Below are 19,251 nucleotides of genomic sequence, written 5' to 3'. Positions count from 1 at the left end.
CAGACGAAAATTATTTAGAAAGCAGAGCAGTTATATATGGGAATCATAAAAGGAATTTGCATCAGCAAAGAAAGAGGAACAGAAAAGCATGAAGTGCCTGAGGCTGAGTTTATCAGGGACTGGGGCATTCAGGGTGATGCGCATGCAGGAAAATGGCACAGACAGGTCAGTCTGCTGTCCTTTGAAAAAATAGAAGAATTTCGTGCAAAAGGCGCGGATGTAGCGTTTGGAGCATTTGGAGAAAATCTGATCGTGGAGGGATTTGATTTTAAAAACCTTCCAGTCGGTACGCGGTTTCGCTGCGGGGATGTGCTGCTTGAGATGACACAGATCGGAAAAGAGTGTCATTCCCACTGCCAGATTTATCAACGGATGGGAGAATGTATCATGCCGCATGAAGGAGTATTTGCTGTTGTTTTAGAGGGCGGCATCATTCATGTCGGGGATGAACTTATGATAGAATCAGTGTAACACATCCGGAACAGATCAATGAAAAGAGCGCAGAAATGGAGATTGTTATGAGAGAAATTGTGGAAGTTCTTAAGAAAAGAATCAATGAAAAGAAAAATAGTATGCTCATCACTGTGGTAGCGGGACGCGGTTCCATACCGAGGAAAGCAGGTGCTTATATGGTAGTCGGTGAGGATGGCAGGGTGACCGGAACGATCGGCGGCGGTAATCTGGAATACCAGGCAACACTGATGGGACAAAAGCTTCTCGCCGAAAAGAAGAATTATCTGCATGAGTATAATCTGGGGCAGGAAAAATCAGCAGAACTTGGAATGGTATGCGGTGGAAATGCGACCGTCTTATTTTACTATGTGGACGCGGTGGAAGATGCTGTATGGATCGGACAGATGGAAGCGGCAGAAGAAAAAAGAAAACCATTCTGGATCCTTATGCCGTTAGAGCAAGGAAAGGTAAAAATACTGCCGGAGTTTCAGACATCTGCACATCAGTCGGTGACAGAGATTGATGGAGCGCGTTTCTATGCAGAACAATTCTCCTATGATGGAAAAGTTTATATTTTTGGAGGCGGACATTTAGCACAGGAACTTGTCCCGGTGCTGTCACATCTGGGGTTCCGCTGCATTGTTTCGGATGACAGGGAAGAATTTACAAAGCAGGAATTGTTTCCGGGAGCGGAAGAGATACGGCTGATCGATTTTGGAAAACTGGAAGAGACATTTACGATTCATCCGGAAGACTACATTGTGGTCGTCACAAGAGGACATCTCTGCGATACGGATGCAGAGCGTTTTGGATTGAAAACTTCTGCCGGATATATCGGTGTTGTGGGAAGTAAGAAAAAAACAAAATTTGTTTATGATAAGTTGCTTGCAGAAGGATTTACCAAGGAGCAGCTTGCACGCGTGACAGCACCGATCGGAATTGAGATCGGAAGTGAGACTCCGGCGGAGATCGCGATCAGCATTGCGGCACAGCTGATCGAAGTACGTGCGAGAAAAAATCATCATAAAATTAATTTTTAAAAGAAATGGTATAGAAAAAGGAGTTATATGGAGCTGATTTAAGAAGCTGCTTTTTTAGAGCTTTTTAAAATAAAAAAAAGAGGAAAAACAAATGAAACAAAAATGTGTGTGTGTATTACTTTCTGCAGCTATGGCAATGACAATGTTTGCCGGATGTGGAAACAACAAGGATCAGGCGGCAGGTGAAACCAAAGCTGCAGCAGCAGAGCCGTTTGAAGCAACAACGGTAACTGTATTTGCTGCAAAGAGTTTAAATACGGTTATGGAAGAGCTGATCGCAGAGTATAACAAAACACAGCCGAACGTATCGATCGTGGGAAGTTATGACAGTTCAGGAATCCTGATGACACAGATTGAAGAGGGAGCAGCCTGTGATGTATTTTTCTCCGCAGCACAAAAACAGATGGATCAGCTTCAGGATCAGGACGGACTGGTTATCAACGGAACCAGACATAACGTTGTAAACAATCAGGTTTGTGTCGTTACATACAAAGGCAGCGGCACGACGGTAACCGGACTTTCCGATATCGGAAATGCAAAAAGCATTGCACTTGCCGATGGTTCTGTTCCGGTTGGAAAATATACCAGACAGGCAATGGTAAATGCGGGTATGTTAGACAAAGTGGACGATGTTTCACAGATTACGACAACGGAAATCCAGAATGCACTTGGTGGTGTGGATATCAATGAGTGTGCCAATGTAGGAGCCGTAACATCTGCAGTTGCAGAAGGTTCTAATGAAGTCGGAACCGTATATTATTCAGATACTTACGGTTTTGAAGACCGTCTGGAAATCCTAGAAAAAGTTTCGTATGACCTTACCGGAAATGTTATTTATCCGGTGGCACAGATTGTAAATAACGAAGCAGATGAGTTAGAGCAGAGTGCAGCAGAGGACTTTATCAATTTCCTGGTTTCGGATGATGCAAAAACAATTTTCCAGAAATACTACTTTGATACGGATGTTGAATAAAAGGTAAAAATGAAAACAGGAGGCAGTTATGAGTCAGTTGACAGCATATTTAAGTGGACTCGACTGGAGCCCGCTTCTGATATCAATTAAAACCGGAATTGTAGCAACCATTATTTCATTTTTTTTAGGCATCTATGCAGCACGAAAAGTAGTGAAAGCAGGACCGCGCATAAAGGCAGTGGCAGATGGAATTCTGACACTGCCAATGGTGCTGCCACCGACGGTGGCAGGCTTTTTTCTGCTGTTATTGTTCAGCCTGAGGAGACCGTTTGGAGCATATCTTTATGATACGTTTCATTTCAAAGTGGTACAGACCTGGCTTGGCTGTATTTTAGCGGCAACCGTGATCGCATTTCCACTCATGTACCGGAATGCCAGAGCTGCGTTTGAACAGATTGATGTAAATCTGATTTATGCGGCGCAGACACTTGGGATGCCTGAGATCAAAATTTTCTGGAAAGTGGTGGTTCCTGCGGCGGGGCCGGGTATTGCATCCGGAACAGTTTTAACCTTTGCAAGGGCACTTGGTGAGTACGGTGCGACCTCAATGCTTGCAGGAAATATTCCGAAAAAAACAAGTACAATCTCACAGAAAATTGCGATGGTCATCCAGGACGGAGACTATGCGACAGCGGGATTCTGGGTGGTCGTGATATTGATCATTGCATTTTTGGTCATATTTTTGTTAAATATCATCACGGCAAAGAGTATGAAACATGTGAGCAGGTGGTAGCATGAAAAGTACTTCTAATCACTCAGAGCAGAGGCTCTTTCGTGAAGAAGTACTAAGTTTCATGCAGGAAAGGCACTTCTAATCACTCAGAGCAGAGGCTCTTTCGTGAAGAAGTACTAAGTTTCATGCGGAAAAACGCAGGTGTTTTTCATGTGATCGATGGAGAGTATAGGCAAGTGCATTATTTTAAATGGAGATTGGAATGAGTCTGAAAGTAAATATAAAAAAGAAGTTTGGCAGCTTTTGTTTAGACGTCGCGTTCGAGACAGGGCGTGGCGTATTTGCGATTCTTGGGGCATCCGGATGTGGAAAGAGTATGACACTAAAGTGCATAGCCGGAATTGAGACACCGGACGAGGGACGGATCGAATTAAACGGCAGGGTATTATTTGATTCTGCAAAAAAGATCAATCTTACGCCACAGAAACGTCGTGTCGGCTATATGTTTCAGGATTATGCCCTGTTTCCCAATATGACAGTGGAACAGAATATCAAAGCTGGTATGGGAAAATGTCCGGATGAAGAGAAAGTAAAGTCTTATATCAGACGTTTCCGCTTAGAAGGACTTGAAAAACATTACCCCACGCAGCTTTCCGGTGGACAGAAACAGCGTGTAGCGATGGCGCGGATGATCGCTTCAGAGCCGGATATTCTGCTTTTGGATGAACCGTTTTCTGCGCTTGACAGTTATCTCAAGTGGGAGTTAGAGCAGGAAATGCGTGATATGTTAGCAGAGGTGGAAAAGCCGGTACTTTTTGTATCGCACAATCGTGATGAGGTTTATCGTCTGTGTAATATGGTAAGCTGTATCGATCATGGAAAAATGGAAGTCATTGAGGAGACAAAAGAGTTTTTCCATAATCCGAAAACAAAGACAGCGGCTGTGTTATCCGGATGTAAGAACATTTCTGCAGTGGAAATTGTGGATAATAGTCATATAAAAGCGGTGGACTGGGGGATAACTCTGTGCGTTCCGGAAATTCCAAAGGACACAAAAGCGGTTGGTATCCGGGCACATTCGTTTTATCCTGTGGATGCAGAGCCTGTTCAGGATATGAATATTTTAAGGATAGAGGAATACCGCATCATTGAGGATACGTTTGAGTGGAATATTTCATTCCGCCCATCGAAAGAGAGTGGATGGCTTCAGTGGAAAATAGCAAAAACAGAGCAGGAAGATTCGCCAGGACCAATCCCTTCTGGTCTGGCAGTGGATGCAAAAGATATTTTATTGTTGAGGGATAATGCCTATGAATAACCGACAACTGACCATTTTCCGTACAGTGTGTGAAGAAGGAAGCATGACAAAGGCAGCCGAAAAACTTTATATGACACAGCCCGCAGTCAGCCAGACCATCAAGGAGTTAGAGCAGGAGAGCGGTGTCTGCTTTTTAGAGCGTTATAACCGCAAAGTAGTACCGACGGAGAGCGGCAGGCTGCTCTATCAGTATGCGTGTCACATCCTTGGACTGTATCATGATTTAGAACAGCATCTGAAAGAAACGGAAGGTGTGCGGACGATCCGTATCGGTGCAAACCTTTCGGTTGGCGTAAAAATGCTGCGTGGATTTATCCGTACATTTGAAAAAAAATATCCGGACATTCGTGTGAAAGTGACTGTCAGTGGATCGGTAAAGCTGATGGAACTTTTAAGAACGCATCAGATCGATCTGGGTATCATAGAAGATCTGCCTGGTGAGACGGACTATATACAGGAGCCGTTTGCAAAGGACAGGACTCTTGTTGTTGCAGCACCCAGTCATCCGTTGGCGGGCATGGAGCATGTCAGGTTTGAGGATCTGAAAAAAGAAAATTTTCTTTTGCGGGAAAAGGGAGCCGGTGTACGTGACAGGTTTGAAGCTATTTTAAGGACAAAAGACTGCGTAATCGAACCTTTATGGGAGAGCCGGAGCACAAAAGTACTCGTACAGGCGGTGGAAGATGGATTTGGTATTTCGGTACTGCCATATTTTCTGATCGAGGAATATTTAAAGGCTGGCCGTCTGGTGGAAATAAAAGTAGAAGATATTTGTCTTGAAAGAAACTTAAATCTGGTATATCATCCACATAAGGTTTGGAATGATCCACTGCGTGATTTTATGGATATTGTACGTCAATATGGGAATGATGAGAGGTAGAGTAAAATTTCCTATTACATAAAAAAAGAACAGGATTTCTACGGTGGAAATACTGTTCTTTTCTATGCTATAAATGTGTGTGTGTATATAGCAATTAAAATGTATCATAAATTTGATATAACTTCAAATAGGATAAAATTATAGAAAACATAAGTAAATACTTATGAGAACGGAGATAAGATATGAACCTGTTAGATATCATCGGACCTGTAATGGTCGGCCCGTCCAGTTCGCATACGGCGGGAGCCGTCAGAATCGGGAGAGTCAGCCGTAAACTGCTGGCGGAAGAAGTAAAAGAAGCAAAAATATACTTTCATGGTTCGTTCCTTGCGACGGGCAAGGGACACGGCACAGATAAGGCGCTGATTGCCGGATTATTAGGAATGCAGGTGGATGATCCGGCAATACCGGACAGTTTCAGGATTGCGGAGAAGAGAGAAATGAGATTTTCCCTGGAGGGGATCGACCTCGGTGATGTTCATCCAAATTCGGTGAAAATGAATCTGACAGGTATTTCCGGGCGTACACTTGAAGTGATTGCAGCTTCGATCGGAGGCGGGCGGATACAGATCTGCGAGCTTGATGGGATCACTGCCAATTTCAGTGGCGATTATCCGACACTGATCGTGCATAATATCGACCAGCCGGGACATGTTACCGAGGTAACATCCATGCTTGCCCATAAAGGCGTCAATATTGCCACAATGCAGCTTTACCGGAAAAGCAGAGGCGGCAATGCTGTCATGGTCATAGAGTGTGACCAGGAAGTGCCGAAAGAATCACTTGCATGGTTAGAGCACTTAGAGGGTATATTAAAGGTAACGTATTGCAGTCTGGTGGAAGAGTAGAGATTAATACACCTTTTGATACATTAATCAAAATATATCATAGAAAGTTGGAAGTAGTGTGAAAAATAACATTTTTCACACGCAGGAATGGAGATTTTTATGTATGGATCATTACAGGAATTATGTGAATTAGAAGAAGCATCCGGGAAACCATTTTGGAAGATCGTGCAGGAGGATGACTGCCGGGAACAGGGAATCACGGAGGATGTGTCTTTTGGGCAGATGCGCGCGATGTATCAGGCAATGAAGAATGCGGACGAGCGTTATGATGAAAAATTAAAATCCGAGAGCGGGCTTGTCGGCACAGAGGGCAAAAAAATGATGGATGCAAGGGCTGCGGGTAATTTACTATGCGGCGATTTTATTGGGAAAGTCATGGAAAAGGCATTAAAAACCAGTGAGTCGAATGCCTGCATGAAGCGTATCGTGGCGGCGCCGACGGCTGGTTCATGTGGTGTTGTTCCAGCAGTATTTCTGAGTCTGCAGGAAGAAAAGGGATATTCCGAAGAGAAAATGGTGGAGGCATTGTTTGTGGCAGCAGGCATCGGCGGCGTGATCGCAGAGCGGGCTTTTTTAGCTGGTGCAGCGGGCGGCTGTCAGGCGGAGATAGGTTCGGCATCTGCGATGGCGGCTGGCGGTGTCATGCACTTATTAGGAGGCAGTGCAAAAGAGATCGCAAATGCGGCAGCACTGGCATTAAAAAATCTGCTGGGACTTGCCTGTGATCCGGTTGCCGGATTAGTGGAAGTGCCGTGTGTCAAACGAAATGTGATGGGAGCAGTCAATGCGCTGACTTCTGCCGATCTGACGAGAGCCGGCATATTCAGTAAAATTCCGCCGGATGAAGTGATCGATGCGATGCGAAGCATTGGAAGAAGCATGTCCGAAGATATCCGGGAGACAGGAAAAGGTGGACTTGCCGGAACACCGACCGGAGTGGAGATCCGTGAGCGGATGTCCGGGGGCAGACTGTAAGAATGGAATAAAGTTTCAGGGAAAAGTAACCACATGATTACCTGTTTGTACAGGCTGGTAGTTATGTGGTTACTTTTTTTGAATAAAACAGTTGACAACATCACATCATAGTGCTATGGTTAGTTACATAAGTGATGAACCACATAACAAACCAACCATATAATAGAATAAGACATACAGGAATATTCTATTATCACGAAATAAAAATTTGCGAGAAAGGAGCAGCCATGCATGAATGAAATCTTAACGCAGGAGAAATCCATCTATCTGCAGATCGCAGAAATGATCGAGACAGATATTTTAAGGAATATTCTTCTGGAGGAAGAGCGCGTGCCGAGTACGAACGAACTGGCGAAGCTATATGCGATCAACCCGGCGACAGCGGCAAAAGGTGTAAATATATTGGTGGATGAAGGAATCTTATATAAGAAAAGGGGAATCGGCATGTTTGTAGCAGAGGGAGCAAAAGAAAACATTTTAAAACGCAGACGAAATGAATTTTACGATCATTATGTCAAAAAATTATTAGAGGAAGCGGCAAGCATCGGACTGGATAAAGAGGAAGTGATCAAGCTGATACAGTCCGCAGAGTAAGGAATATTACTGGTCACACAGGTGTGTGGACAAATGTAAAAAAAGGAGGAGCAGAATGGAAACAATCGTTTGTAATCATATCAGCAAGAATTATGGGAAAAAGGAGATTTTAAAAAATATAGATTTTACACTGGAAAAAGGAAAAATCTACGGTCTGATCGGGAGAAACGGTGCAGGAAAAACAACACTGTTATCGATCTTATCGGCGCAGAATCCGGCGACAGAGGGAAGTGTAACCTGGAATGGTGAGACCGTCTGGGAGAACAGAAAAGCGTTAGATCACATCTGCTTTTCCAGAGAATTATCGACCAACCTGTATGGAAGCGGTGTCAGTGCATTAAAAGTAAAAGAATACTTAAAAAATGCATCTTATTACTATCCAAACTGGGATCAGAAAATGGCGGATGAGCTGATCGAAAAATTTGAGCTGAATACCAAACAGCGCATCAACAAAATGTCAAAAGGTATGCTTTCTATGGTAACGATCATTGTGGCACTTGCGAGCAAAGCGGATTTTACCTTTTTGGATGAGCCGGTAGCAGGACTGGATGTTGTCATGCGCGAGTATTTTTATCACAAACTGATGGAAGAATACACGGAGACAGGACGTACTTTTGTGATCTCCACGCATATCATTGAGGAAGCGTCAGACCTGATGGAGGAGGTCATCATGATAAAAGATGGCAGACTTTTGCTGAAAGAAAATACACAGGATCTGTTAGAGAGAAGTTATCATGTGAGCGGACTTGCAGAGGTGGTAGATCAGGCAACGGAAGGTTATGAAAAACATCACGAGGAAAAGACGGGACGCAGCAAGAGCGTAACGATCCTTTTAAAAGAAGGTCAGACGCTGCCAGAGGGATATGATGTGACGATCCAGCCGGTAAGTCTGGAGAAGTTATTTGTATCACTGTGTGGATTAACGGATTAGTAATCGTTTTATCCGGTGTAGTGATTTAGAAATCAATGTGCCGGGAAATGGCGGGAGGAATGAAAAATGGAACAATCTAAAATCATAAAAAGGAATTTTCTTTTCTGGGGCAAATATGGTATTCAGATGACAGCAATCCTCATTGGTTTTGTCGTAGTGTATGGTATATTTTTTAGCTTTGGTGACAGTTCGGATGGGGGATTCTGGACGAGTGCAAATTATTTTGCCATTCTGATCGGTATTCTGTTTAACTATATCGGACCGATCAGTTATGGAGGAACATATATCCCGATGGTGCTTTCCTTTGGTTCCGGCAGAAAGGAAGCAGCGTGGGGAGCACAGCTTTTATATGGAGTCTACGCGGTTACTGCATATCTGTTTGTTCTTCTCACAGGGTATCTGTCAGCAGGAAGAGTGGATGGTTTTAAAAACATACTGATCGCGGAAGGATTTGTTCTCTGTGTGGCATTTGGTCAGATCTGTACCGTACTGCAGATGCGTTATGGAAAAAAAGGAATGGTATTTGGAATCTTAATAACAGTTGCAGTCATAGTTTCTATAGGTGCTGGTTTTGTTATGGGAAGCGGTTTGATCGATACGCTTACCACATGGATCGGAAATCTGTCAGGCAGGGTTATTTCGGGAGCACTTTTTGCCGGTGCAGCAGTGGCAATTGTACTTTATGTAATCAGTCTTATCCTGCAGCTTCGTGTGGTATCGAAGTATGAAGTGCGTGTGTGACAGTGTCATACAGGAAATGGATAAATCAAGGTGTTTGTATAGAAAGCTACAACAATATGAAAGGGGTAGAGTGAGAAAATGATTGACAATTTTTTGATACAATGCAAGACAAGAAGGGCAGAAGTGCTGGAGTTTCTTGCTGTTGCGCTGGGCGGTTATGTGTTGGGGATCATTGTTATGATGGTCATCCGCGCAAATACCATGGAAGAGAATGAGTGTGTCACGCTTGGAGTGCTGATCGCTGCGATCATGCTGGGGTTTGTACATTTATTTGGTATCATATTTTCTTTTATCGGGGAATTTAACATGGCGTTGTCAATGGGTGCAACGAGAAAAGCCTATGTGGGAAGTTATGCGTTATTTAACATGGCAGAACTTGCAGGACTGGAACTGCTGTTATTTGTATTTGGAAAGATAGAATTTGCCATCATGGGAGTGATCTATCCGCAGTGTGATGTCATACTGGATCTCACACAGTACTTTCAGTGGAAATACCTTCTGGCGGTTATCATCGGAATGACGATCGTGGAATTGTTTGCAGGAGCTGTGATTCTGCGGTTTGGAATGAAAGCACTCTGGGGTATCTGGGCAGTCTGGATGTTTATCATGCTTGTACCGGTAAAACTGAGTGAAAATGAAATGATAGTAGCAAAAATGCATCAGATTGGTATGCAGATCGGATTCGGAAATATTGCGCAGTATCTGTTCCTTTTGGGTGTGGTCGTGGCAGCCATCATGGCAGTACTGGCATGGAAGCTTCTAAGAAAACAGAGGGTGACGGTGTAAAATAACAAGGCGAAACAAAGAAAGTATCACGACTTAAGAAAAGGTCGGAGAAAGACAGAATAGAATGTATAAAAAAGGCAGAACCGGGGATGAAGCGGTTCTGCCTTTGTTTGATGTAAAATGGATGTGCAGGTTATTTGTTGCTGCGTCTCCAGATGTGCATTTTCTCAGCCTCTTTGATCAGCTCGTCACGGAAATCCGGATGAGCGATGGAGATTAAGGCTTCTGCTTTCTGCCATGCGGAAAGTCCTTTGACATTTACTTTACCATATTCCGTTACAACATAATGTGTGTTAGCACGGGTATCAGTTACGATGGAACCGTTTGCCAATGTCGGGCGGATTCTTGACTGTACCTGTCCGTCTTTGGTCTTAAAGGTCGAGGACAGGCAGATAAAGCTCTTGCCGCCTTTTGATAGGTAAGCACCTAATACGAAGTCTAACTGTCCGCCGGCACCACTGATCTGCTTGATACCTGCTGACTCTGCATTGACCTGACCGAAGAGGTCGATATCAACGGCGTTGTTGATGGAAATAAAGTTATCGAGTGCAGAGATGGAACGGATATCGTTGGTGTAGTCAACCGGAGCGCTCATTAACTCTGGGTTGTCGTCTAAGTAATCGTACATTTTCCTGGTACCTGCACCGAAAGCGTAGGTCTGACGGTAGCGGTCAATATTTTTCTTTGCACCGGTGATCTTTCCGGCTTTTGCGATGTCAACGAATGCATCTACATACATCTCTGTGTGGACACCAAGATCTTTTAAGTCGGACTCCGCGATCAGGGAACCGACAGCGTTTGGCATACCGCCGATACCAAGCTGCAAACATGCACCGTTCGGAATCTCGTCTACGATCAGTTTTGCAACCGTTTTGTCGATATCTGTTGCAGGACCGCCGGCACCAAGCTCGCCGATCGGAGGATTAGAACCCTCTACGATATATGTTACATCGGAAATGTGAATTCCGCATTCTGTTCCGCCAAGGCAGCGCGGCATATTTTCATTTACCTCTACGATGATGTGTTTTGCTCTCTCACACATTGCACCGAGATGGGAGGCACTTGGTCCGAAATTGAAATATCCATGGGAATCCATCGGAGCTACCTGAAACATTGCTACATCATCCGGGCAATCAAGCTCACGGTAGTAACGCGGCAGTTCGGAGTAACGGATCGGTGAATAGAAAGCGCATCCGCGGCTGATCATTTTACGCTCGATACCGGACATATGCCAGGAGTTCCATGTAAAGTGCTCACCGGCATCCTCACGTGCGAAAGTAGCTAACGGTTTTAAAAGGATACCACCGCGCAGGTTTACGTTTGTCAACTCATCGGTACGTTTTGCCAATGCCTGATCAAGGGCATCTACGGTGTTTGTACACCATCCGAAGTCAACCCAGTCCCCGGATTTGATCAATTTTACCGCCTCATCGGCAGATACAAGTTTCTGTTTGTATTCCTGTGAATAATCCATCACAAATACCTCCTCATAATTGTAAAAAATCATGATATAAAAAGATTGTTAAAAAATTACCATAGTCTTATCCTAACACTTTATGGAGGGTTTGACAAGTTAATTAATCTGGCATGATATAGTCTTTGACGCACAGCTTGACAACAAGTGTCAAGCTTGCGAGTGAACAGTAACTCAATTAATTCTCCACCGGCATCGTCCAGCTCTGCGACTCACGGCGGTATTTATCCAACGCTTCCTCATAGCTTGAAACCAGCATGGTATCGGAAGGAATATTCGATTTTGCCTCGGCAAGAAGCAGCTCATAACATTCGACCAATCCGTACAGAGGGAGATCGCCGCTGGTGTGGACATCTAAGATGCTTTCCGTTTCATAGGCAGCATTGTAGAACCAGATGACAGCCTCATTTAAGTCCTTTTGTGCGAGAAAATAGGTGCCAAGTTCATAGCAGATCTCGGAACATGGAGTGGTCAGCATATCCTTCATCGTCAGCTTGAAAAATTCATTTTTGTTGTCCTCTAAGCGGTACACATGCGCGAGTACGCAGGAGGCTTCTTTCATGCCATCATCGGAGAGGTCATGTTCTAAGATATACTGGAAAATCGGTTTTGCATCCTGAAAGTCTTTTGTGTCACCGGTCTTTAACAGCTCTTTGGCATACATCGTGCGGATCTTCGGAGAGAGTTCGTGGCCGCTCTGGAAGTTTTTGATAAAGATGGAAAAGTCACGTTTGCTGTGAAAATTCTGCGGTTTATGTAAAATCTCAACGTCGCTGTCGAAGATTACAGGAGTCAGGCGGACTGTCTCGTGCACCGGATCGACCCAGGTAAAGGTGCGCAGACGTTTGAACAGCTTCGGACGGTATTCTTTTTTTGCATTTAAAACGGTGTCAAAATCAGCGTCCGTCACATATTTCATCTGAACGATCTCGATTTCCGGCAGCAGTGCATTTTTGAGACGCAGAAAACGCTCATGGTTAAATTCATCTAAAACCTCGTCTGCATCGGCGGTATAAATGTAATCCATGTTTGCCTTGGAAAAAGAAAAATTTCTCGCCGCGGAAAAATCGCTTGTCCATTTAAAATCATAGATCTGACTGGTGTATTTTGCAGCGATCTCCTTTGTGTGATCCGTAGAACCGGTATCTACGATGATGATCTCATCCATAAGATCTGCAATTGAATCGAGGCAGCGGGCAAGAACCGCTTCTTCATTTTTTACGATCATGCATAAACTTATCGTAGCCATGGAAAGTCCCCCTGTTTGTGTATGTTTTTTATAATGATTCACAACAGATATATGTAGTGCTGTATATGTCGTATGAAAAAATATAGTCTGCTTTTTTATAGTATTTATTATATCGGACATGGCAGGCAGTTACAAGAAACAGTTTTTGTTTAAAAAATATTTTATAGGCAGCATGGAATGTGCTACAATGGGTAAATGCAAAAATCAGGAAATGAGGAAAACAAATGAACAATGGATGCAGAAAACCATTGTGGTGTGGATCGGTGCACTGCTTTGCTGTGCCTGGTGGCATTGGTGCTGGTCTGCGTGGGGATTTATATTGTAAATTATGGAAAAGAAGAAGCGTGAGAAAGGTGGATGGAAAATGAGTGCAGTTGTGACATTAAAAAAGGGTGAAGGAAGAACGATCAAGGCAGGCGGTGCATGGATTTTTGATAACGAGATCGATACGGTCATGGGAAGTTTTGAAAACGGAGAGACCGTAGTTGTGCATGATTTTGACGGCTATCCGATGGGCAAAGGATTTATCAATACCAATTCAAAAATCCGCATCCGTATGCTGACAAGACATGTGGATCAGGAGATCGACCGCGCTTTTTTACAGATGCGCGTGAAAAATGCATGGGAGTACCGCAAAACAACGGTCGATACATCATCCTGCCGTGTAATCTTCGGGGAAGCAGATTTCCTGCCGGGACTTGTCATTGATAAATATGAGGACGTACTTGTGGTAGAGTGCTTAGCACTTGGCATGGAGCAGTTTAAGGAGACGATCGTTTCCTTATTAAAGGAAGAACTTGGAAAAGACGGCATCAAAGTGCGTGGCGTTTATGAGAGAAGCGATGCCAATGAGCGCACCAAAGAGGGACTTCCAAAGGTAAAAGGATTTATCGGCGAGGAATTTGACACTAACGTTGAGATTACGGAAAACGGTGTCCGTTATCTGGTTGATGTCGTAAACGGACAGAAAACCGGATTTTTCTTAGATCAGAAATACAACCGACTTGCCATGCAGCGCATATGTAAAGGGAAAAAGGTGTTAGACTGCTTTACCCATATGGGCACATTTGCCTTAAATGCAGGACTTGCAGGAGCATCGGATGTCACAGGGCTTGATATTTCCGAGTATGCAGTGGGGCAGGCGAATGAAAATGCACGCAGAAACGGCTTACAGGATACCGTTCATTTCCGCTGCGCAAACGTTCTTGATGAATTGCCGAAATTAGCACAGGACGGTGAACAGTATGATGTTGTCATCTTAGATCCGCCGGCATTTACCAAGTCACGCCAGGCAACGAAAAATGCGATCAAAGGTTATCGTGAAATCAACATGAAAGGTTTAAAACTGGTAAAAGATGGCGGTTATCTTGCCACCTGTTCCTGTTCCCACTTTATGACGCAGGAGCTTTTGGCAAAGACCGTGAAAGAGGCAGCAAAGGCAGCCCATAAGAGACTCCGCCAGGTGGAGTTTAGGACGCAGGCGCCGGATCATCCGATTCTCTGGGCAAATTCCGCAAATGTGCCGGAGAGTTATTATCTGAAGTTTTTTATCTTTCAGGTGGTTGACGAACGCTAGGCGTTCGTCATGAAAAGTAAGGACTGGGAAGTGGTGGAAATGCTTGATTGATAAGGGATGGAAGATATTTGACGTTTACAGAGAAAACCTCGTAAAGTATCGCAAAATATCACAAAACCGTGATTCAAAGTGGTAAGAAAAGTGGTAAGCACCTGAATAGAAAAGTGATAAAGAAATTGCCAGGGCAATGTACCACCCCGGAAGTCAGATTAAAATCTGACATTCGGATGATGATGCATGATCCTGGCAATTTTGTGATTACTTAAAATCACAGGTTTGTTTGTGGTGCATGCTATTTGTTTTAAAGGTAGGAAACCAGCTCATCCATGCCAATGCGCATATCTTTATGACGCTCTGCGGATGCATCCGGTTCATCACTGTATCCGAGTGCTAAGATATTGACCGGTTCTAAGTTTTCCGGAAGGTTCAGTTCTTCTTTTAATATGTCCGGGTTAAAGTAGCAAATCCAGACACTGCCAAGACCAAGCTCGGTTGCCTCAAGCATCATATGGTCGGTCAGGATCGAGGCATCGATGTCGGTTGTGATCTTGCCGTCAAACGGACGCTTCCAGGCTTTTGTCTTATTGGCACAGACGACAATGGCAGCCGGTGCCTGATAAATATTTGCTGCTTTTCCGACTTTTTCCAGTCCTTCTTTGCTTTTTACGACTATAAGGCGTACCGGCTGCATGTTCGCGGCGGTCGGTGCTACGTGGGCAGCCTCTAAGATTTTATCCAGTTTTTCCTGTTCAATTTCTTTTCCTGTGTACTTTCGTACAGAATGTCTCTTTTTTGTAATCTCTAATAATTCCATGATAATCTCCATTCTTGAGCTGTTTTTTGCGCATCTTGAGTTTGTGTGTAAGCACGGATCTTGTGTGTGAAAAATCTTATTTTTCACGCTAATCCTCCATGCTTGAGCTGATTTTTGCACATAATTGAATTTCATGCGGTTTCGCTGGGATAATCCTGTTTATTTCGGATTCTATCTTGTGTTTCTGAACGTTCATGTCTATAATTATATGGAAATGCAGAATATAAGCAAGTATGCACTTTTTTGATATATACTTCCGAAAAAGTAAGTAAGGAGAAACAGATCTATGAACAAGGAATTTAACTGTCCGGTGGAGGCGACGATCTCCCTGATCGGCGGCAAATACAAGTCGGTCATTTTGTTTCATCTGATGGGAAAAACGCTCCGCTACAGTGAACTTCATAAAAAGATACCGAAAGCCACCGATAAAATGCTCGCACAGCAACTTCGGGAACTGGAAAAAGACGGACTTATCAAAAGAACCGTCTATCCGGTTGTCCCGCCCAAAACAGAGTACAACCTGACGGAGTTTGGAGAGAGCCTGTCACCGATCCTAAATGCCATGTGTAACTGGGGAGAGTCCTATCTGAACATTCCGAGTCAGTGTGTGGAAGAGTTGTGAGGCGGAAAGGTTTGAGGGACAAGTGAAAAGCAGGAATACTGTGTCTTGGTGCAGAGCGGGGAACAGAGCACGATGAGAGATTGAGGATTGTGCGCAGGATTTGTGCTTGTGCGTAAACATGAGGTGTCAATGAAAGTGTTGTTTTTATTGAAAAGAATGGAGGATTGAAATGGCAGATAAAAATGCAATGAAAAATAAAAGTGCAATGAGGAACAAAAGTAAAGTTAAAAATAAAGACATAGCGAAAAATAAAGCTGCAGGCAAGAAAAAGTATGCAGTTGATAAAACAATGAAGCAGGAGGCAGAAAAACGAACCGCCGGAAAAATGGGCAAGAAAAAATATGCGGTTGATAAAACAGTGAAGCAGGAAGCAGAAAAGCGAACCATCGGAAAAATGGAAAAGAAGTATGCAGTGACTAAAGCATTTAAAGAAAAAACGGATCATGGAAAATCGGTAAAAGAGAAAAAAGTATCAGGAAAAAACACGTCGGAAAAAATGATCACGAAGAAGCAGAACGCAGACATGTGCCAGTATGCAAAAAAATGCGGTGGTTGCGATTATCAGGGACTTTCCTATGAAAAACAGCTCAAAGAAAAACAGGAATATGTCAGAAAAAATGTCGGTGGATTTTGCAGAGTACTGCCGATCATCGGAATGGAAAATCCGTATCATTACCGCAACAAAGTGCATGCGGTATTTGACATAGCAAAAGGTGGGACAGTTATCTCCGGTGTATACAAAGCAGGAACGCATGATGTGGTAAACATTGATTCCTGCCGCATTGAAGATGAAACAGCGGACGCGATCATCCGTGATATCAGAGGACTTTTACGTTCTTTTAAGATCAAAACATATGATGAGGATACCGGATATGGTCTGCTTCGTCATGTATTGGTTCGCCGTGGTTTTCATAGTGGGGAAGTCATGGTGGTATTAGTACTCGGTTCGCCAATCCTGCCGTCAAAAAATAATTTTGTCAAAGCATTGCGCAAGCTCCATCCGGAGATCACAACCGTTGTCCTTAATGTCAATGACAAAAAAACAAGCATGGTTTTAGGAGAAAAAGAGACGGTAATCTATGGTAAAGGCTACATTGAGGACACACTTTGTGGATGTACATTCCGTATTTCCCCGAAATCTTTTTATCAGGTCAATCCGGTGCAGACAGAGATACTTTATACCAAAGCAATCGAATATGCCGGACTGACAGGAAAAGAGCGGATCGTGGATGCTTACTGCGGTATTGGAACGATTGGTCTTATCGCAGCGTCAAAAGCCAAAGAAGTCATCAGTGTAGAATTAAACCGTGATGCAGTGAAAGATGCCGTGACCAATGCAAAACGCAATGATATCAAAAATGCCCAGTTCTACAATGCCGATGCAGGACAGTTTATGGTAGAAATGGCAGAATACCGTGACGATCAGAAAAAAAATCCGACACCGGCTTCTGGAAAATCAGGAAAAAGAGCAACGCCGGATGGCAATGTGGATGTCGTATTCATGGATCCGCCAAGAGCAGGCAGTGATGAGGCATTTTTATCTTCGGTTGTCCGTCTTGCACCGAAACGCGTGGTGTATATTTCCTGTAATCCGGAGACACTTGCAAGGGATTTAAAGTATCTGACAAAACATGGGTATCAGGCAAAGGAGTGTCAGCCGGTGGACCTTTTTCCTTGGACAAAACATGTGGAAACTGTAATTTTATTGTCCCGAAAAACTCCAGATGCCGAAATTAAGGTAAGATTGGATATGTCGGAATTAGACATAACAAGTGCAGAAAGCAAGGCAACATATAAAGAAATACAGGAATATGTGCAAAATAAATATGACCTGCATGTAACAAATTTATATATAGCACAAGTGAAACGTGAATTTGGAATTATAGAAAGAGAAAATTATAATACAGGTGAAGGAAAGGCAAGAGTGCCACAGGTAACACCTGAAAAACGTGAAGCAATTATAGAAGCTCTTAGATACTTCCAGATGATTGAATAAAAAAGGCTATACAGAAAAAAAGAACTCCTTCGGGGGTTCTTTTTAATTTTTGGAAGAAAGTTAGTGTATAAGCGAAAAATGAAATTTTCATTTTCGGTTTATACCCCTTTTCTTTTCGGTTTTCTATAAAAAATACTGATATTGTTATTATTTTTAAAGAAAAAAAGCTATACAGCAAAATATTTATGAATGTTACTTTGTAAAATCCCAACTTCTTTTCGCTTTAAAAATCAATTTTTGATGTTCCTGATGCTAAAGTGTAAGTTTTATAGTTATTGTGAAAGGTTATCGTGTATTCTGGATTTTTACACTTTATAGTAAAAGTGGAAGAAAAAGTGCTAATTTAGCAAATAAATATGGATATTATAAGGATTTTAAAGATTATAGGTGCAAGTTTTGTAGTTTCAGGTGAAAAAAGTTGCTAAATAATCAAAAAGTGTCACCTAAAAACAAGAAAAGTGGAAGGTAAAGGGGTCAAAAGTGGAAAATAAAAATATAAATTCCATTATAATAGCAACTTTTCTACACCTTAGTTATTTTTTGGAAGAAAGTTGGTGTTTTTTATAGAAAATGAAATATAAAATCCCACTTTTCTTTTCAGTTTTCTCAATAATGAAGAATATAAAACCCCGTTTGTTTCCACTTTTCTAAGCTGTAAAAATATAAATACGAGAGTATCCCAAAGTTTGTGTAAACCTCCAAACTGATGTAAGATAAAATTACTCAGTTTGGAGGTTATTTTTATGGCAAGAAGAAAAGACAGCCCACAAAAAGCAGCAATGAGAGAAATGATGCGTGACTATCTGAAAAATAATGATATCAGCATCAAAGATGGCACCGATGTAAACAGCATCATGCGTGACATGATGTCTGTCATTTTGGAAGGTGCTTTGGATGAAGAACTGGATGAAGAATTAGGATATTCCAAGTATGACTATCGAAACAAAGAAACAGACAATAGTAGAAATGGACATTCCAGCAAAACCATGCACACCAGTTATGGAGATATGGATGTGGCAATCCCAAGGGATCGTAATGGTGATTATGAACCACAGCTGATTAAAAAATATCAGAATACCGTAACTCAGGACATGGAAGAAAAAATACTTTCCATGTATGCCAAGGGAATGACAACTGGAGACATTGAATCCCACATGCGTGAATTATACGATATTGATATTTCTGACAGCACAATCAGCCGGATCACAGACAAAATTCTGCCGATTGTAAAAGAATGGCAGGAACGCCCTTTGGAAGAAGTGTATGCTGTAGTATTGTAAGTACGTAATCATCTGTACCTTGCCTTTT

Annotated in this window: 18 protein-coding genes and 1 pseudogene; 16 read left to right on the top strand and 3 right to left on the bottom strand. The window is 42.9% G+C overall.

Features of this window, described 5'->3' with window-relative positions; all coding sequences use genetic code 11:
- Positions 1-36: 36 nt before the first annotated feature.
- The 12 genes from DW650_RS17840 to DW650_RS17785 all read left to right on the top strand — a co-directional run bounded on the left by DW650_RS17840 (position 37) and on the right by DW650_RS17785 (position 10,212).
- Positions 37-471 carry an MOSC domain-containing protein gene (locus DW650_RS17840; RefSeq protein WP_118210715.1) on the top strand — a complete coding sequence of 145 codons (435 nt, stop codon included), beginning with the start codon at positions 37-39 and terminating at the stop codon, positions 469-471.
- Positions 472-518: 47 nt separating this feature from the next.
- On the top strand, positions 519-1,493 hold the full coding sequence (locus tag DW650_RS17835; protein ID WP_118210714.1) for an XdhC family protein: 975 nt from the start codon (positions 519-521) through the stop codon (positions 1,491-1,493).
- A 91-nt stretch (positions 1,494-1,584) separates the two neighbouring features.
- On the top strand, positions 1,585-2,466 hold the full coding sequence (gene modA / locus DW650_RS17830; protein ID WP_118210713.1) for a molybdate ABC transporter substrate-binding protein: 882 nt from the start codon (positions 1,585-1,587) through the stop codon (positions 2,464-2,466).
- A gap of 28 nt (positions 2,467-2,494) precedes the next feature.
- A complete protein-coding gene (gene modB, locus DW650_RS17825) occupies positions 2,495-3,199 on the top strand; it encodes a molybdate ABC transporter permease subunit (protein ID WP_118210712.1) in 705 nt (234 codons plus the stop codon).
- Between the two features lie 202 nt (positions 3,200-3,401).
- Entirely contained in the window at positions 3,402-4,457 is a 1,056-nt protein-coding gene (locus DW650_RS17820; RefSeq protein ID WP_118210726.1) for a sulfate/molybdate ABC transporter ATP-binding protein, read from the top strand.
- Positions 4,450-5,337, top strand: coding sequence for a LysR family transcriptional regulator (locus tag DW650_RS17815; RefSeq protein ID WP_243103015.1), 888 nt, complete (start codon positions 4,450-4,452; stop codon positions 5,335-5,337). Before DW650_RS17820 ends, DW650_RS17815 begins: the two co-directional genes overlap by 8 nt.
- Positions 5,338-5,519: 182 nt before the next feature.
- Positions 5,520-6,185: an L-serine ammonia-lyase, iron-sulfur-dependent subunit beta gene (gene sdaAB / locus DW650_RS17810; protein WP_118210711.1), complete on the top strand. Its 666-nt coding sequence runs from the start codon at positions 5,520-5,522 to the stop codon at positions 6,183-6,185.
- Between the two features lie 99 nt (positions 6,186-6,284).
- Positions 6,285-7,160 carry an L-serine ammonia-lyase, iron-sulfur-dependent, subunit alpha gene (gene sdaAA, locus DW650_RS17805; RefSeq protein ID WP_118210710.1) on the top strand — a complete coding sequence of 292 codons (876 nt, stop codon included), beginning with the start codon at positions 6,285-6,287 and terminating at the stop codon, positions 7,158-7,160.
- 231 nt (positions 7,161-7,391) lie between these two features.
- Entirely contained in the window at positions 7,392-7,754 is a 363-nt protein-coding gene (locus DW650_RS17800; protein ID WP_117920658.1) for a GntR family transcriptional regulator, read from the top strand.
- Positions 7,755-7,809: 55 nt separating this feature from the next.
- Positions 7,810-8,685, top strand: coding sequence for an ABC transporter ATP-binding protein (locus tag DW650_RS17795; protein WP_118210709.1), 876 nt, complete (start codon positions 7,810-7,812; stop codon positions 8,683-8,685).
- A gap of 66 nt (positions 8,686-8,751) precedes the next feature.
- Positions 8,752-9,426: a membrane-spanning protein gene (locus DW650_RS17790; protein ID WP_118210708.1), complete on the top strand. Its 675-nt coding sequence runs from the start codon at positions 8,752-8,754 to the stop codon at positions 9,424-9,426.
- 78 nt (positions 9,427-9,504) lie between these two features.
- A complete protein-coding gene (locus DW650_RS17785) occupies positions 9,505-10,212 on the top strand; it encodes a hypothetical protein (RefSeq protein WP_118210707.1) in 708 nt (235 codons plus the stop codon).
- A 133-nt stretch (positions 10,213-10,345) separates the two neighbouring features.
- Here DW650_RS17785 and DW650_RS17780 read toward each other — a convergent pair whose 3' ends face one another.
- Both DW650_RS17780 and DW650_RS17775 read right to left on the bottom strand, forming a co-directional pair.
- Positions 10,346-11,686 carry a butyryl-CoA:acetate CoA-transferase gene (locus tag DW650_RS17780; RefSeq protein WP_117920654.1) on the bottom strand — a complete coding sequence of 447 codons (1,341 nt, stop codon included), beginning with the start codon at positions 11,684-11,686 and terminating at the stop codon, positions 10,346-10,348.
- Between the two features lie 178 nt (positions 11,687-11,864).
- Positions 11,865-12,935 carry a glycosyltransferase family 2 protein gene (locus tag DW650_RS17775; protein ID WP_243103014.1) on the bottom strand — a complete coding sequence of 357 codons (1,071 nt, stop codon included), beginning with the start codon at positions 12,933-12,935 and terminating at the stop codon, positions 11,865-11,867.
- Positions 12,936-13,299: 364 nt separating this feature from the next.
- Between DW650_RS17775 and DW650_RS17770 the strand changes: the two genes are divergently transcribed.
- Complete coding sequence (locus DW650_RS17770; protein WP_118210724.1) at positions 13,300-14,511, top strand: class I SAM-dependent rRNA methyltransferase; 1,212 nt, start codon at positions 13,300-13,302, stop codon at positions 14,509-14,511.
- Between the two features lie 301 nt (positions 14,512-14,812).
- Here DW650_RS17770 and DW650_RS17765 read toward each other — a convergent pair whose 3' ends face one another.
- Positions 14,813-15,325 (bottom strand): nitroreductase family protein, encoded by a 513-nt coding sequence (locus DW650_RS17765; protein WP_199654317.1) that lies wholly within the window; start codon positions 15,323-15,325, stop codon positions 14,813-14,815.
- Between the two features lie 286 nt (positions 15,326-15,611).
- Between DW650_RS17765 and DW650_RS17760 the strand changes: the two genes are divergently transcribed.
- From DW650_RS17760 to DW650_RS17750, 3 genes and pseudogenes are all read left to right on the top strand, one after another.
- Positions 15,612-15,947 (top strand): winged helix-turn-helix transcriptional regulator, encoded by a 336-nt coding sequence (locus DW650_RS17760; protein ID WP_118210705.1) that lies wholly within the window; start codon positions 15,612-15,614, stop codon positions 15,945-15,947.
- A gap of 169 nt (positions 15,948-16,116) precedes the next feature.
- Complete coding sequence (gene rlmD / locus DW650_RS17755; protein WP_118210704.1) at positions 16,117-17,943, top strand: 23S rRNA (uracil(1939)-C(5))-methyltransferase RlmD; 1,827 nt, start codon at positions 16,117-16,119, stop codon at positions 17,941-17,943.
- A gap of 743 nt (positions 17,944-18,686) precedes the next feature.
- Positions 18,687-19,217: pseudogene (locus DW650_RS17750) on the top strand (transposase); the annotation flags it as partial.
- Positions 19,218-19,251 lie beyond the last annotated feature (34 nt).

It is taken from the genome of Roseburia sp. AM23-20 (assembly GCF_003470905.1).
Taxonomy (GTDB): Bacteria; Bacillota; Clostridia; order Lachnospirales; family Lachnospiraceae; genus Roseburia; species Roseburia rectibacter.
This window is presented reverse-complemented; position numbering and strand designations above follow the sequence as displayed.

Bases quoted from the DNA above. Each gene is read 5' to 3' on its own strand.
- modB (WP_118210712.1), top strand. From the start codon at position 2,495: ATGAGTCAGTTGACAGCATATTTAAGTGGACTCGACTGGAGCCCGCTT.
- DW650_RS17815 (WP_243103015.1), top strand. From the start codon at position 4,450: ATGAATAACCGACAACTGACCATTTTCCGTACAGTGTGTGAAGAAGGA.
- DW650_RS17760 (WP_118210705.1), top strand. From the start codon at position 15,612: ATGAACAAGGAATTTAACTGTCCGGTGGAGGCGACGATCTCCCTGATC.
- modA (WP_118210713.1), top strand. From the start codon at position 1,585: ATGAAACAAAAATGTGTGTGTGTATTACTTTCTGCAGCTATGGCAATG.
- DW650_RS17785 (WP_118210707.1), top strand. From the start codon at position 9,505: ATGATTGACAATTTTTTGATACAATGCAAGACAAGAAGGGCAGAAGTG.
- DW650_RS17820 (WP_118210726.1), top strand. From the start codon at position 3,402: ATGAGTCTGAAAGTAAATATAAAAAAGAAGTTTGGCAGCTTTTGTTTA.
- DW650_RS17770 (WP_118210724.1), top strand. From the start codon at position 13,300: ATGAGTGCAGTTGTGACATTAAAAAAGGGTGAAGGAAGAACGATCAAG.
- DW650_RS17840 (WP_118210715.1), top strand. From the start codon at position 37: ATGGGAATCATAAAAGGAATTTGCATCAGCAAAGAAAGAGGAACAGAA.
- sdaAB (WP_118210711.1), top strand. From the start codon at position 5,520: ATGAACCTGTTAGATATCATCGGACCTGTAATGGTCGGCCCGTCCAGT.
- DW650_RS17780 (WP_117920654.1), bottom strand. From the start codon at position 11,686: ATGGATTATTCACAGGAATACAAACAGAAACTTGTATCTGCCGATGAG.
- DW650_RS17835 (WP_118210714.1), top strand. From the start codon at position 519: ATGAGAGAAATTGTGGAAGTTCTTAAGAAAAGAATCAATGAAAAGAAA.
- DW650_RS17795 (WP_118210709.1), top strand. From the start codon at position 7,810: ATGGAAACAATCGTTTGTAATCATATCAGCAAGAATTATGGGAAAAAG.
- rlmD (WP_118210704.1), top strand. From the start codon at position 16,117: ATGGCAGATAAAAATGCAATGAAAAATAAAAGTGCAATGAGGAACAAA.
- DW650_RS17800 (WP_117920658.1), top strand. From the start codon at position 7,392: ATGAATGAAATCTTAACGCAGGAGAAATCCATCTATCTGCAGATCGCA.
- DW650_RS17790 (WP_118210708.1), top strand. From the start codon at position 8,752: ATGGAACAATCTAAAATCATAAAAAGGAATTTTCTTTTCTGGGGCAAA.
- DW650_RS17775 (WP_243103014.1), bottom strand. From the start codon at position 12,935: ATGGCTACGATAAGTTTATGCATGATCGTAAAAAATGAAGAAGCGGTT.
- sdaAA (WP_118210710.1), top strand. From the start codon at position 6,285: ATGTATGGATCATTACAGGAATTATGTGAATTAGAAGAAGCATCCGGG.
- DW650_RS17765 (WP_199654317.1), bottom strand. From the start codon at position 15,325: ATGGAATTATTAGAGATTACAAAAAAGAGACATTCTGTACGAAAGTAC.